The organism is Cellulomonas sp. NTE-D12 (assembly GCF_027923705.1).
GTDB lineage: Bacteria > Actinomycetota > Actinomycetes > Actinomycetales > Cellulomonadaceae > Cellulomonas.
The window spans coordinates 1,305,452-1,319,029 of record NZ_AP026442.1 but is presented as its reverse complement, the minus strand read 5'-3'; the positions used below and the strand labels follow the sequence as shown (position 1 = coordinate 1,319,029).

The 13,578-nt window shown below is 73.1% G+C and carries 13 protein-coding genes; 6 read left to right on the top strand and 7 right to left on the bottom strand.

All coding sequences use genetic code 11. The features are described from left to right. Positions 1-2 precede the first annotated feature (2 nt). The 5 genes from QMF98_RS06100 to QMF98_RS06080 all read right to left on the bottom strand — a co-directional run bounded on the left by QMF98_RS06100 (position 3) and on the right by QMF98_RS06080 (position 5,702). Positions 3-854, bottom strand: a complete 852-nt coding sequence (locus QMF98_RS06100) for a carbohydrate ABC transporter permease (RefSeq protein ID WP_337975130.1) — start codon at positions 852-854, stop codon at positions 3-5. Beyond that, entirely contained in the window at positions 851-1,915 is a 1,065-nt protein-coding gene (locus QMF98_RS06095; RefSeq protein ID WP_337975129.1) for a carbohydrate ABC transporter permease, read from the bottom strand. The genes QMF98_RS06100 and QMF98_RS06095 overlap by 4 nt, the downstream gene beginning before the upstream one ends. Before the next feature lie 82 nt (positions 1,916-1,997). Then, positions 1,998-3,359, bottom strand: a complete 1,362-nt coding sequence (locus QMF98_RS06090; RefSeq protein WP_337975128.1) for an extracellular solute-binding protein — start codon at positions 3,357-3,359, stop codon at positions 1,998-2,000. A gap of 85 nt (positions 3,360-3,444) precedes the next feature. After that, on the bottom strand, positions 3,445-4,629 hold the full coding sequence (locus QMF98_RS06085) for an ROK family transcriptional regulator (protein WP_337975560.1): 1,185 nt from the start codon (positions 4,627-4,629) through the stop codon (positions 3,445-3,447). Positions 4,630-4,784: 155 nt separating this feature from the next. Then, positions 4,785-5,702 carry a PfkB family carbohydrate kinase gene (locus QMF98_RS06080; RefSeq protein WP_337975127.1) on the bottom strand — a complete coding sequence of 306 codons (918 nt, stop codon included), beginning with the start codon at positions 5,700-5,702 and terminating at the stop codon, positions 4,785-4,787. 114 nt (positions 5,703-5,816) lie between these two features. Here QMF98_RS06080 and pgi point away from each other — a divergent pair, with 114 nt between their 5' ends. Together pgi and QMF98_RS06070 are read left to right on the top strand one after the other, a co-directional pair. After that, entirely contained in the window at positions 5,817-7,499 is a 1,683-nt protein-coding gene (gene pgi, locus QMF98_RS06075) for a glucose-6-phosphate isomerase (RefSeq protein ID WP_337975126.1), read from the top strand. Positions 7,500-7,571: 72 nt separating this feature from the next. Further along, entirely contained in the window at positions 7,572-7,946 is a 375-nt protein-coding gene (locus QMF98_RS06070; protein ID WP_337975125.1) for an RNA-binding S4 domain-containing protein, read from the top strand. Positions 7,947-7,967: 21 nt separating this feature from the next. Here the strand turns inward: QMF98_RS06070 and QMF98_RS06065 are convergent, their stop codons facing one another. Further along, the gene (locus QMF98_RS06065; RefSeq protein WP_337975124.1) at positions 7,968-8,807 is read right to left on the bottom strand and encodes a DUF72 domain-containing protein; all 840 of its coding nucleotides are present in this window, start codon (positions 8,805-8,807) and stop codon (positions 7,968-7,970) included. Between the two features lie 9 nt (positions 8,808-8,816). On the opposite strand from QMF98_RS06065, the gene QMF98_RS06060 reads away from it, so the two are divergent. The 4 genes from QMF98_RS06060 (at position 8,817) to QMF98_RS06045 (ending at position 11,817) form a co-directional block, all read left to right on the top strand. Then, a complete protein-coding gene (locus tag QMF98_RS06060) occupies positions 8,817-9,758 on the top strand; it encodes a DNA-3-methyladenine glycosylase family protein (RefSeq protein WP_337975123.1) in 942 nt (313 codons plus the stop codon). Positions 9,759-9,945: 187 nt separating this feature from the next. Beyond that, positions 9,946-10,206: a hypothetical protein gene (locus QMF98_RS06055; RefSeq protein WP_337975122.1), complete on the top strand. Its 261-nt coding sequence runs from the start codon at positions 9,946-9,948 to the stop codon at positions 10,204-10,206. Continuing rightward, the gene (locus QMF98_RS06050; protein WP_337975121.1) at positions 10,203-10,943 is read left to right on the top strand and encodes a histidine phosphatase family protein; all 741 of its coding nucleotides are present in this window, start codon (positions 10,203-10,205) and stop codon (positions 10,941-10,943) included. Before QMF98_RS06055 ends, QMF98_RS06050 begins: the two co-directional genes overlap by 4 nt. Then, on the top strand, positions 10,933-11,817 hold the full coding sequence (locus tag QMF98_RS06045; protein ID WP_337975120.1) for an NAD(P)H-hydrate dehydratase: 885 nt from the start codon (positions 10,933-10,935) through the stop codon (positions 11,815-11,817). The genes QMF98_RS06050 and QMF98_RS06045 overlap by 11 nt, the downstream gene beginning before the upstream one ends. Positions 11,818-11,951: 134 nt before the next feature. Here QMF98_RS06045 and QMF98_RS06040 read toward each other — a convergent pair whose 3' ends face one another. Next, positions 11,952-13,574: a phospholipase C gene (locus tag QMF98_RS06040; RefSeq protein WP_337975559.1), complete on the bottom strand. Its 1,623-nt coding sequence runs from the start codon at positions 13,572-13,574 to the stop codon at positions 11,952-11,954. Positions 13,575-13,578: the final 4 nt, after the last annotated feature.

Below are 13,578 nucleotides of genomic sequence, written 5' to 3'. Positions count from 1 at the left end.
CATCAGCCCTTCACCGCCCCGGACACCAGACCGGACGTCATCCGGCCCTGCACGAAGAGGAAGAAGATGATCACCGGCACGGCGATCAGCGACGACGCCGCCATCACCTGCCCCCAGTCGGTGTCCCGGCTGGCGCTGGCCTGCACGAAGCTGCGCAGCCAGATCGGCAGCGTCTTGGCCGTGTCGGACTGGAGCACCACGAGGGCCACGGTGAACTCGTTCCACGCCTGCAGGAAGGCGTACACGCCGGACGCGACCAGGCCCGGGGCGAGCAGCGGGAACGTGATCCGCAGGAACGCCTTGGTGCGGGACAGGCCGTCGACCATCGCGGCCTCCTCCAGCTCCACGGGCACGCCGGCGACGAACCCGCGCAGCATCCAGATGGTGAACGGCACCACGGCCGCGACGTAGATGATCGAGATGCCCAGCACCGTGTTGAGCAGGTGCAGCGAGCCGATCAGCCGGTACTGGGCGATGAACAGGCCCTCGGCAGGCAGCATCTGGATCAGCAGCACGGCGAGGACGAAGCTGCGTCGACCGCGGAAGCGGTACCGGCTGACGGCGAGCGCCGCGAGGAACGCGAACACCAGCGTGCAGACGATCGTCAGGCCGGTCACCAGCAGCGACATGCGCAGCGCCGGCAGGAACGAGCCGGAGTCCCACACCGCGGCGTAGTTGTCCATCGACGCGTTCACCGGCCAGAACGTCGGGGCTCCGGACTGCAGCCGGATGTTCGACATCAGCGAGGAGATGGTCATCCAGTAGACGGGGAACGCCCAGAGCGCCGCGACCAGCAGGGCGACGAGGCCGAGCAGCAGCCGGCCGGGGCGGATGCGACGACGACGGGTGGTCACCGCTCGTCCTCCTCTCGCAGCAACGTGCGCACGTACGCCCAGCTGAGGGCGACGGTGAGCAGCAGGACGAAGATCGACACCGCCGAGGCCGCCCCGAAGTCACCGGAGCCCACACCCAGCTGGTAGATGTACGTGCCGAGCAGGTTGGTCTCGCTCGGGGTGCCGCCGGCGTCCTGCAGCAGCCGGATCTGGGCGAACACCCGCAGGTCCCAGATGATCTGCAGCAGCAGCACGATCGACAGCACCGGCCGGATCATCGGCAGCACGATCCAGCGGAACCGCCGCGCGCCGTCGGCACCGTCGATCGCGGCGGCCTCCATCACCTCGTCCGGCACCTGGCTCAGGCCCGCGTAGACCGAGAACGCGACGAACGGCACGGACATCCAGACGATGATCACGGTCGCGACGAGGAAGAAGGACAGCGGGTTGGCCAGCCAGCTGTGCCCGGTGAAGTGGAAGCCCATCGCGGTCAGCACGTAGTTCACGACGCCGCGGCGGTAGTCGAACAGCCACCGCCACACGGTCATCGACGCGACCACCGGCATCGCCCACGCGAGCAGCATCGCGATCTGCACCGCGAGCCGCGGCACGGTCCCGACGGCCTTCATCAGCAGCGCCACCAGCACGCCGACCAGCACCGTCACGCCCGCGTTGACCAGGCAGAACGCGATCGACCGCGCGACCACGGTCCACAGATAGGAGTCGGCGGCCAGGTCGAGGTAGTTGCGCAGGCCGACGAACTGCGGCGGCTTGCCGAACTGCTGGGCCAGGCCGAACTTCTGCAGCGACGTGACCACCTGCCAGCCGAGCGGGTAGCCGAGGGCGAGCACAAGGATCCCGATCGAGGGGACCAGCAGCGCGTAGGGGACGCGGGGGCCGCGGCGGCGGCGAGGTGCGGGACGCTGCGCGTCCGGGTCGACGGTCACGACGGCGGTCCGCCGGGTGCGCGCGGATCGGGTCGGCCGCGGCACGGTGCCGTGCGGGGGCCGGGCGACCGGTTGCTCCGGCACCGGGACCGGACCTGCCGGCGCGGGGGACGCCGAGGCGTCGGGGCGTGACATCGGGGCTCCTGCGGTCGGACGGGAGGGACGGCTCCCCGCGGTGCCGGCCGGACGACGTGCCGGCACCGCGGGGAGCAGGACGTCAGCCCTTGCCGTTGAGGATCGGCGTGGCGGCGTCGTCGAACGCCTTGGCGGTCGACGCGATGTCCGCGCCCTGGGAGATCTTCTGGAAGAACTCCTCGAGCTTCTTGCTGTTCTCCAGCGCGGCCCAGCCCGGTGCGGCCGGGGTGAGCTTGGCGTTCAGCGCCGACTCGGTCAGCGCCTTGGCGAACTGGTCGGTGCCGAGCGAGCTGACGTAGTCGGTGTTCGCCGGGCCCAGGCCGTTCTTGCCCAGCATCTGCTGGTACTCCGGCGAGAAGATGATCTTCATCAGCGACTTCGCCAGCTCGGGGTGCTGCGTCTTGGCCGAGATGCCGATGTTGGAGCCGCCGGCGAACACCGGTGCGGCACCGCCGTTGACACCCGGCAGCGGGAACACACCGAACGTCTGGTCGTTCCAGTTGCGGACGTCCTTGCCGTCCTTCTTGGCCAGGTCGCCGATGGACCAGTGCGCCCAGCCGGGCGCCATGATCGTCGCCGCGTCGAGCGAGTAGCTCGTCGTCGTGCCGTCCGCCGCCTTGACCGCGTCCGAGTCGTTCAGGTGGTTGTAGGTGTTGGCGTCGGTGGCGTCACGCGGCGCCTTCGAGGCGTTCTTCCACAGGTCCTGCAGCTGCTGCAGGCCGACGACCGTCTTCGGGTCGGACATCGTGGACTTCCACGTGCCGCCGTCCTTGACCGCCAGCTCGCCGCCGTTGGCGAAGATCCACGAGACCGCGTTGCGCCAGTCCTGGCCGCCGATCCACAGGCCGGACAGGTTGGCGATGCCCTTCGGGTCCGCCGCGGCGATCTTCTTCACGTCGTCGTTGAACTCCGACAGCGTCTTCGGTGGGGCGGTCACGCCGGCCGCCTGCCACAGGTCGGCCCGGTAGAACACGTACCGCGAGCCGAAGTAGTAGGGCAACGTGTAGTTCTTGCCGTCGACCTTGCCGGCCTCGACGAACCCGGGCAGCAGCTTCGAGCCGCCGAGCTCGTTGTACATGCTCGAGATGTCCATGAAGGCGCCGACGTTGGTGAACGTCGAGGACTGCGTGTTGCCCAGCTCGGCGACGTCCGGGGTGTTCGCGGCGTCCGGCAGCGCGGTGGTCAGCTTGGTGACCAGGTCGCCCCAGTCCTGCTGCTCGATCACCAGCGTCGAGCCGGGGTTCTGCTTGGCGAACTCCGTCTTGAGGTAGGTGCGCAGCTCGTCGGGCGTGTCGGCGCCGGCCAGCCACAGCTTGATCGTCGCCGGCGCGGGCGTGCCGCCACCGGCCGCCGTCGTCGTGCTGCTCGAGCCGCCGCCGGAGCTGCAGGCCGCGAGCGCGAGCGTCGCCGCGAGGCCGACGGCCGCGAAACGTAGGATCTTCACGTTGGAGCTCCTCCTGTGAGCAAGGCGTTCGTCGACGACGACGCCGGGTGGTGCTGCGACCTGCTGGACGGTCGGCTCGGGGTCGTCACGTGACCCCGAGCTGACCCGACAGGACCAGGACCGCCGCGCCCGTCAGCGAGGCGTCCTCGTCCAGCGTTGCCATCCGGATGTCGAGCTCCTGCCCGATGACGGGCATGGTCCGCTCGCGCACGGTGGCGAGCGCCGCCTCCCGCAGAGGACCGTCCAGCAGCTCCGGCGGGCCGGAGAGCAGGACCTCCGCGAGGTTCAGCGCACTCGCGACGGGTGCCAGGGTCACTCCCAGCAGCCGTCCGACCGACGCCAGCGCGGCGTCGGCAGCTTCACGGTCGAGACCGGCGACGCGGCGGCGCAGGGCCGGCGCGCTCAGCACGGTCTCCAGGCACCCGCGGCGTCCGCAGGCGCACGGCAGGGGCTCCTCGGACGAGGAGTCGTCCACCACGGTCACGTGGCCGATCTCGCCGGCCGCCCAGCGCCGGCCGCGCACCAGCGCGCCGTCCACCAGCAGGCCGGCGCCGACGCCCTGGCCGACGGTGAGCACCATCGCGGCGTCCTGCGCACCGCCGTAGGTGAACTCGCCCAGCGCGCGGGTGTTGGCGTCGTTGGCGACGTGCACCGGCACGCCGAGCGTCTGTGCCAGCCGAGCCGCCAGGGGCAGCCCGTACCAGCCGCGGTTGGGTGCCTCGACGACGACCCCGTCGGCGTCGACCACACCCGGGGACGCGATGCCGATGCCGAGCACCGGCGCCGGTGCCGCGGCGAGCAGGTCGCGGCACAGGTCGGTGAGCAGGTCGGCCGCCTCCTCACCCCGGCGGCCGTCGAGCGGCACCTCGCGGCGGGCGACGACATCGCCGGTCAGCGTCATGACGGCGCCCAGCATCCGCGCGTCGTCGGTCAGGTCGACCGCGACGACGACGAAGTCCTCCGTCCGCATCCCGACGAGCGTGGCCGGCTTGCCGACCCTCCCCGCCGACCGGACGCCGAGGTCGGCCACCAGGCCCTCGTCGATCAGGTCCCCCACCAGGTCGGACACCGTCACGCGGGTCAGACCGGTGCTGCGGGCGATGTCGGCCCGGGACGACGGGCCGGAGTGGAACAGGTGGCCGAGCACCAGGGACCGGTTGTGCGCGCGGGCGTGCTCGGGGAGCACCTTGCCCGTCGGTCGCAGCGCTCGGCTGATCCGGCGGGCGCCCACCTGCGTCGTCACGTTTGTTAGTAGACCTTCCTTACTAATCGACGTCAAGCGGTTCCCGTGACCGTGATCACATCGTGACGAGCCGTTCACCTGCATGACTCATGGGATGTCTGCGCAGGTCAGGGCGTCACACGGCCGAAACGGGCCCGGCGTGGTCGACCCGGCCCGCGGTCAGCGCGACGAGGTGCGGCCGCTCAGTGGCGAGCCGGGGACGGGACCCAGCCGAGCGCGCCGGCGTGGCGGCACGACTCGGTGGCGACCGGAACCGCCTCGCGCAGGGCCGTCAGCGGGTCGCGGCCACGGGCCAGCGCGGCGCCCATCGCCCCGTGCAGCACGTCACCGGCGCCGAGCGTGTCGACGAGCTCGCCGGGTGCGAGCGGCAGCGGGACCACCTCGTCGTACCGGGCGCCCAGACGCACCCTGACCGGTCCCCCGCCGGCCGACCGGGCGACCACGGACGGGCCGAGAGCGGCGACGGCCTCGAGCAGCCGGTCCGGCCCGTCGTCGGCTGCGCCCGGCGGCCGGAAGTCGCCCGACAGCACCGCGACGTCCACGTGGGCGAGCACGGACTCCAGGCCGGGCTTCCAGCTGCCGCCGTCCAGGAGCACCGGGACACCCTGGCGGCCGGCCTCGGCGGCGAGGACCACAGCGGCAGCGAGGTGGTGGCCGTCGACCAGCAGTGCCGTAGCGCCGGAGAGCACGTCCAGGACCGCCCGCGCCGCCGGTCCCAGGTCGTCCGGACGACCCGTCGCGTTGGTGGAGGCCACCGCACGCTGGCCGGTCGAGGCCGTCACCAGCACGGTCGACACCGGCGGGTCGGCAGCCCGGCCGGCGAGCAGGTCCACCACCTCGACGCCGGCATCGCGCAGCCCGGTGCGGACGAGGTCCGCGACCGGCCCCTCCCCCAGCGCCGTGACCAGGGTGGTCGGCACGCCGAGCGCGACCGCCGTCGCCGCGGCGTTCGCCGCCGGACCACCGAAGGCCACGTGCAGGTCCCGGGCCACCACCTTCTCGTCGGGACCGGGCACCGCGTCGACCACCTGCACCACGTCGAGCGTGCTCAGGCCGCAGCACACCAGCCGCGCAGCGGGGACGTCGGGCCGGTCGGGCACGTCGGCACTCTACGGTCGGCGGCCGCCTCCCGGTCCCCCGGCGGTCCCGGTCGCCCGGTCACCGGGAGGCAATACGGTGGGACGGTCCACACCACGTCCTTGCCGGGAGCAGCCGTGTCCTCGTCGCCCATCGACCCCACCACCACCGACGCCTGGCAGGCGCTGTCGGACCACGAGAGCACGCTGCGCCCTGACCTGCGGGCGTGGTTCGCGCAGGACCCGCAGCGCGCCCGTCGGCTGACGTTCGAGCTCGGTGACCTCACCGTCGACCTGTCCAAGAACCTGGTCACGGACCAGACGCTGACGCTGCTGACGCGGCTCGCGGACGAGGTGGGCGTCGCGGACCGGTTCGGCGCGATGCTGCGCGGCGAGCACATCAACGTGACCGAGAACCGGGCGGTGCTGCACACGGCGCTGCGGCGCCCGGCGGGGTCGTCGCCGCGGCTCGTCGTCGACGGGCAGGACGTCGACGCGGACGTGCAGGACGTGCTGACCAAGGTCTACGCGTTCGCCGACAAGGTGCGCACCGGCGCCTGGACCGGCGTGACCGGCGAGCGGGTGCGCACGGTCGTCAACATCGGCATCGGCGGCTCCGACCTGGGCCCGGCGATGGCGTACGAGGCGCTCAAGCCGTACGTGCTGGACGGGCTGAGCGTGCGGTTCGTCTCCAACATCGACCCGACGGACCTGGCCGAGAAGGTCAAGGACCTCGACCCGGCGACGACGCTGTTCATCGTCGCGTCCAAGACGTTCGGCACGCTGGAGACCCTGACCAACGCGCGGCTGGCGCGGGCCTGGCTCTGGGAGCGGCTGGTGGCCGAGGGTCGGATCGAGGACACCGACGAGGCCCGCACCGGTGCCGTGGCCCAGCACTTCGTCGCCGTGTCGACCGCCCTGGACAAGGTCGCGGCGTTCGGCATCGACCCGGCCAACGCGTTCGGGTTCTGGGACTGGGTGGGCGGCCGCTACTCGATGGACTCCGCGATCGGCCTCTCGCTGGCGATCGCGATCGGCGAGGACGGCTTCACCGACCTGCTGCACGGCTTCCACGTGGTGGACGAGCACGTGGCGCGGACGCCGTTCGCGCAGAACGTGCCCGTGCTGATGGGCCTGCTCAACGTCTGGTACGTCAACTTCCTCGGCGCGCACACCCACGCGGTGCTGCCGTACGCGCAGTACCTGTCCCGGTTCCCGGCGTACCTGCAGCAGCTGACGATGGAGTCCAACGGCAAGTCGGTGCGCTGGGACGGCTCCCCGGTCAGCACGCAGACCGGCGAGGTGTTCTGGGGCGAGCCCGGCACCAACGGTCAGCACGCCTTCTACCAGCTGATCCACCAGGGCACCCGCCTGATCCCGGCGGACTTCATCGCGGTGGCCAACCCGGCGCACCCGCTGAAGGACGGCGACACCGACGTGCACGCGCTGTTCCTCGCGAACTACTTCGCCCAGACCAAGGCGCTGGCCTTCGGCAAGACGGCCGACGAGGTCCGTGCCGAGGGGACGGACGAGGCGATCGTGCCGGCCCGGGTGTTCTCGGGGAACCGGCCGACGACGTCGATCCTGGCGCCGGCCCTGACCCCGTCGGTGCTCGGCCAGCTGATCGCGCTCTACGAGCACATCACCTTCGTGGAGGGCGTCGTGTGGGGCATCGACTCGTTCGACCAGTGGGGCGTCGAGCTGGGCAAGAAGCTCGCGATGGAGATCGCCCCGGCCGTCGAGGGCGACCGGGCGGCGCTCGACGCGCAGGACCCGTCGACCAAGGGCCTGATCGAGAAGTACCTGGAGCTGCGGCACTGACCGTCGCGCGCAGGGTGACCGGCACGGGCCGGGCGGGGCTGACTCCCGCCCGGCCCGTGGCACGCTGGGGCGATGCCGGCTGAGCAGGTGCGCGCGCGGGTCGACGCGTGGACGTGGGCCGTGCGGCTGTTCCCGACGAGGTCGGCGGCCGGCGCCGCATGCCGGGGTGGGCACGTGCGGGTCAACGGTGAGCGCGCCAAGCCGGCGACGATCGTGGTGCCGGGCGACGAGGTGCACGTCCGCGGTGCCGAGCGGGACCGCGTGGTGATCGTCGAGCGGACCATCGTCAAGCGCGTGTCCGCGGCGGTCGCGGTGACGTGCTACCTCGACCGCTCCCCCGCACCGGTGCCGAAGGACCACGTCGCGGCGCTGGGCGTGCGGGACCGTGGTGCCGGCCGCCCGACCAAGCGGGAGCGGCGCGAGATCGACCGGCTGCGCGGGCGCTGACCGGCCGCGCGGACCGCGGGGTCAGTCGATGGCCGGCGGGCCGACGCCCAGCAGGTCGGCGAGCGCCATCGCGTCGAACGGCGCCCGGACCTTCACGTCGTTGTCGAAGTAGACGACCACGTCGTGCCCCTCCTCGGCCCACCGCCGGATGCGGTCCGCCCACAGGGTCAGCGCCGGTGGGTCGTAGCCGCTGACGTACAGCTCGGTGTCGCCGTGCAGCCGGACGTACACGAGCGGCGCGGTCGGCTCGAGGAGCAGGGGCCACTTCCCTGCCGTGTCCGCGACCACGACCGCGACGCCGTACGCCGTGGCCAGGGCGGTGAACCGGGGGTCGACGAACCCCCGGTGACGCACCTCGAGGGCGTGCCGCAGCGGCCGGTCCGCATCCGTCGTGGTCCACGCCCGGCCGTCGAGCCGCTCGTCGTGCTGCTCGGCCAGCGCCGCCGCCTCCGCGGTGCTGCGCGGCAGCTGCGCGAAGAAGGCCTCGACCAGGTCCGGCTCGAAGGCGAGCCGCTCCGGCAGCTGCCACAGCACGGGCCCGAGCAGAGGGCCGAGCGCGAGCGGTCCGCTGGCGAAGAAGTTGGCGAGCGGCGCGCCGACGTCCCGCAGCCGCTTCATGTGGGTGATGAACCGTCCGCCCTTGACGGCGAACAGGAAGTCGGCCGGCACGGCGGCCGCCCAGGCGAGGTAGCTCTCGGGCCTCTGCAACGAGTAGAAGGAGCCGTTCAGCTCAACCGTGCGCAGGCGCCGCGAGACGTACTCCAGCTCCCGGCGCTGCGGCAGCCCGGGCGGGTAGAACACCCCACGCCACGGCCGGTACCGCCAGCCCGAGATGCCGATGCGCACGTCCACGTCCGTCATGCTGGTCCCGTGCCGCAGACCTCGCCCACCGACGTCGCGGGCGCCGCGGCGCCGGTCGCCGTGGACGTCTACCGGCCGGCCCGGCCGCTCGACCTGGTGCACACCCTGGTCCCGCTGCGGCACGGCGGCGCCGATCCCGTGTGGCGGTGGACGCACGACGGCGCGGTCTGGTGGGCGACGCGGACGGCGGACGGCCCGGCGACGCTGCGCCTGGAACCACGCTCCGGCGCCGTGCACGCCGCGGCGTGGGGTCCCGGCGCGGAGCGGTTGGTCGCCGGGGTGCCGGCGCTGCTCGGCGCGGACGACGACGACTCGACCTTCCCCGCCCACCTGCACCCGCTGGTGCACCGCGCGCACCGCGCGCTGCCCGGGCTGCGCATCGGTCGCACCGGGCAGGTCTGGGAGCAGCTGGTCCCCGCCGTGCTCGAGCAGCGGGTGGTGGGCCTGGACGCGCAGGCGTCGTGGCGGGTGCTGGTCCGGCGGCACGGGACGCCCGCACCCGGCCCGGCACCGGAGGGCCTGACCGTCGCACCGCCGGCATCGGTGTGGCGCGACCTTCCGGTCTGGGAGTGGCGGCGCGCCGGGGTGGACGCCCAGCGCCACGGCACCGTGGCACGGGCGGCAGCCGTCGCCCACGCGCTGGTCGCGGACCTCGGCGCCGCCGAGCTGACACGGCGGTTGCGCACGGTCCCCGGCATCGGGCCCTGGACCGCGGCAGAGGTGACGTCCCGTGCGCTCGGGGACGTCGACGCCGTCAGCGTCGGCGACCTGCACCTGCCGAACCTGGTCGGGTGGTCGCTGGCCGGCCGCCGGACGGACGACGCCGGGATGCTGGAGCTGCTCGAGCCGTTCCGGCCGCAGCGGCTGCGGGCCGTGCGGTTGCTCGAGGTGGCCGGCAGCCGGCCGCCTGCACGCGGGCCGCGAGCGCCGCGGGCGCGCGCGCTCGTCTGACCCCGCGCTCGGCTGACCCTGCTTCGGCTGACCCTGCCTCGTCCGACCCTGCCTCGTCCGACCCTGCCCCCGGCTGACCCTGCCCCCGCCGACCACCCGAGCGGGCTGTCCGACCGGCGCCCTCGCCGGGCAGCCGGACGGCTTCTGTGGCGATACTGCGAGGGATCACCACTGGAGGGAGCACCCGATGAGCTACGGATACGCGGACCGGTCCGACGAGGACCCGCTCTACGTCGACGACGAGCCCCCGCACGAGGCGCGCCTCGCGGGCCGTGCGGCGAGCACCGTGCTGGCCTTCGTGATGCTGGCCCTGGCCTTCGTGCTGTTCGGGCTGTCCGGCAGCGTGTCCGGCGGCGCGCAGCCCTGGCTGTTCTGCGGTGCGATCGCCTCGTTCGCGCTCGCGTACGCGATCCCCACGGCGATCGTGCCGGCCCTCGAGGACCGTTGAGCGGTACCGGTCCCGCCGAGCTGGTGCTGGTGCGGCACGGCGAGTCGGTGGGCAACGTCGCCGCCGCCGAGGCGGAACGGACGGGGGCGGACACCATCGCCGTCCAGACGCGCGACGCCGACACCCCGCTCTCCGTGCGGGGCGAGGACCAGGCGCGGGCTCTCGGCGCCTGGCTCGGCGCGCTGCCGCCCGACCGGGCACCGCAGTCGGTGTGGTGCTCTCCGTACGTGCGCGCCGCGCAGACGGCGGCTTCGGCGCTCGACGCGTCCGGCCTCACGGTGCCGGTGCGGTACGACGAGCGGCTGCGCGACCGCGAGCTGGGCATCATCGACCGGCTCACCCGCGCGGGGGTGCAGCGGCGCTTCCCCGAGGAGGACGCCCGCCGGCACCTGCTCGGGAAGATGTACTACCGACCGCCGGGCGGAGAGTCCTGGGCGGACGTGGCGCAGCGGCTGCGCTCGGTGCTGGGCGACCTGATGCGGCTCGAGGACGGCCACCGCGTCCTGGTGGTCACCCACGACGCCACCGTGATGCTGCTGCGGTACGTGCTCGAGGGCATGACAGAGGCGCAGCTGATGGCCGAGGTCCGCCGGCGCGGTGTGCGGAACGCCTCGGTCACCCAGCTGACCAGGCACGACGACCTGTGGCGGCTCGACGCCTTCGACGTGGTGGACCACCTCGAGGTGCTCGAGGCGCCGGTCACCAGCCACCCCGGGACGGATCCCCGTGGCGAGTGAGCCGATCACCCCGGAGCTGCTGCGCAGCTGGCCGCTGCCCGACCGCAGCGGCACCAAGGACGTTCGCGGCAGCGTGCTGGTGGTCGGCGGCGCGCGAGCCACCCCGGGCGCGGCCCTGCTGGCCGGGCTCGCGGCACTCCGGGTCGGTGCCGGGCGGCTGACGCTGGCGGTCGGGGAGTCCGTGGCCGGTCCGCTGGCCGTCGCGGTGCCCGAGTCGGGGGTCGTCGGGCTTCCCGAGGACGGCCACGGCTCGGTGAGCGGGCCGAACGACGCGCTGGACGGCCAGCTGGAGCGAGCCGACGCCGTTGTGGTGGGTCCCGGGCTCGACGAGCCGGCGGGCACCCGGCGGCTGGTGGAGCACCTGCTGCGCGGGCTGCCGCGGGACGTCCCGCTGGTGCTGGACGCGTTCGCCCTCGGCGTGCTTCGGGACCTGCCCGACGACGTCCGGGAGCTCCTCGGCGGCCGCAGCGTGCTGACCCCCAACCTGCGCGAGGCGCAGTTCCTGCTGCCCGACGGCGGCGCGGCAGGGAAGGGCGATGAGCCGGACCCGGCGGAGGCGGCCGCCGCGGCCGCGCGCCGGTACGGGGCCGTCGTCGCGTGCGGCGGTCAGCTGGCGGCACCCGACGGCCGTGCCTGGCGGTCCGGCACCGGTGCGTCCGGGCTGGGCACCTCCGGCAGCGGCGACGTGCTGGCAGGGGCGATCGCCGGTCTGCTGGCCGGTGGCGCCGACCCGGCGCAGGCCGCGTGCTGGGGTGTCTGGCTGCACGGGTCCGCCGGTGACCGGCTGGCCGCGCGCGTCGGGCTGACCGGGTACCTGGCGCGCGAGCTGCTCGACGGCCTGCCGGCGGTGCTCGTCGAGCTGTCCACCAGCTGACGCTCGACGGCGTTCACCGGACCGCACGGCCAGGGCCCGATCCCGGGGCCTGATCCGGGCCCGGGCACGGCTCCGGCCCGGCACCGCCACCGTGAGGTGCGCGGGCCGGGCCGGGACCGCGTGGTACCTGCCGGTCAGTCGTGCTGCGGCGTGGTGACCTTGACCGACGCGACGGACCCGTCCGTGTTCAGCAGCACCTGCCGGCCGACCGGACGGTGGAAGTTGAACATCCCGTCCAGCGACCCCGCCTTGGCGTCGGCGGAGAAGTCGCCGATGCGGCCGGTGCCCCAGTTGGTCTCGACGAACGACAGGATCGACGCCTGGTCGGTCTGCGTGTGGTCGACGTAGTTCGTCTTCGAGAAGGGAGAGATCACCAGCAGCGGCTGGCGCGTGCCCGGGCCGCAGCGGTCGGCGTAGCCGCCCGCGACGCCCACGGTGGCTGCAGCCGAGGTGCAGATCGCCGCGTCCCTGGCCGGGTCGTTCGAGCCGTTGGTGATCACCGCGGACTGGTGGTCGTACCAGCCGTCGGAGTCGTCGTACGCGACGACCACCGCGGTGCTGGACCACTCCGGCGACTTCTGCAGCGCGTTGATCTCCTTGACCAGGAAGTGCTGCTCGTCGATCGGGTCGGAGTAGGCGGCGTGGCCGTCCTGGTACTCGGGCGCCTTGACGAAGCTGACCGCCGGCAGGTTGCCCGCGGCGAGCGCGGCGTCGAAGTCGCTCACGTCGTAGTTGTGGTTCGCCTGGTCCGTGTGCCCGATCGCGGCCACCGAGCTCGGGGCCAGGTGGTGCGGGTTGGACGTCGAGGCGTAGTACTCGAACGGCGAGTGGTGCGGGCTGTAGTCGAGCGACGTGCCGCCACCGATGTTGGTGCTCTTCGCGCCGCACACGGCCTTGGTGCCGGGACCGGCGTAGGGCGTGGTCGGCCTGAAGCCGCCCTGGAACCAGCCCCACGTCACGCCCTTGGCGTTCAGCAGGTCACCGACGTTCTTGCCGCTGGCCACCGCGAGGTTGTTGCTCTTGGCGCCGTTGGTGTTCGAGCAGTCGTCGTAGTACGGGTCCGGGTCGTTGATCACCGTGCCGACGCCGTTGGCGTCCGGCGAGGCGACGACGTACGAGTCGGTGGTCGGCGTGCCGGTGGGCGTGACGGCGTGGATGCCGTGCGTCTGGCCGCTGATCAGGTTGATCGCGCCCGGCGTGGACGGCCCGAACGTCGTCGAGTACGAGTTGTCGCTCATCGCGTAGTGCTGCGCGTAGTTCCACAGCCCCGTCACGGTGTTGCCGTCGTAGTAGTCCATGACCAGCCCGGGCTCGGTGAACAGGCCGGGGGTGCAGGTCTCCACGTCGGTGTTCTGCACGTACAGGTCGTTGCGACCGCCGTCGGCCGCCTTCTGCTCCGCGCTGTACCCGTGGTTCTGGTCGCAGGTCAGCGCCTGCGAGGACGACAGGCGCTGCGGCAGCGCCGAGTTCGGGTTGCTGGTGAGCAGACCGGCCGTCTGCAGGGTGTTGGCGCGGGGGGTGCCGTGCGCGGCGGTGAACCGGGTGCCGTCGGTGTTGGCGGCGTTCGGGTACGTGGCGAAGTAGTGGTCGAACGAGACGTTCTCGTTGAAGATCACCACGAGGTGCTTGATCGGCGTGGCGGTGGCGCCCCGACGGGCGTCGTCCCGCTGGTCGTGCGCGGACGACGCCGTGGCCGAGGCGACCACGAGGCCCGCGACGGCGAGGCTCGCGGCCCCGACGGCGGTGAACCGATGCATGCGG

Coding starts and splice junctions, on each gene's coding strand:
- QMF98_RS06095 (WP_337975129.1), bottom strand. CDS start 1,915: ATGTCACGCCCCGACGCCTCGGCGTCCCCCGCGCCGGCAGGTCCGGTC.
- QMF98_RS06070 (WP_337975125.1), top strand. CDS start 7,572: ATGCCGGCTGAGCAGGTGCGCGCGCGGGTCGACGCGTGGACGTGGGCC.
- QMF98_RS06065 (WP_337975124.1), bottom strand. CDS start 8,807: ATGACGGACGTGGACGTGCGCATCGGCATCTCGGGCTGGCGGTACCGG.
- QMF98_RS06055 (WP_337975122.1), top strand. CDS start 9,946: ATGAGCTACGGATACGCGGACCGGTCCGACGAGGACCCGCTCTACGTC.
- QMF98_RS06040 (WP_337975559.1), bottom strand. CDS start 13,574: ATGCATCGGTTCACCGCCGTCGGGGCCGCGAGCCTCGCCGTCGCGGGC.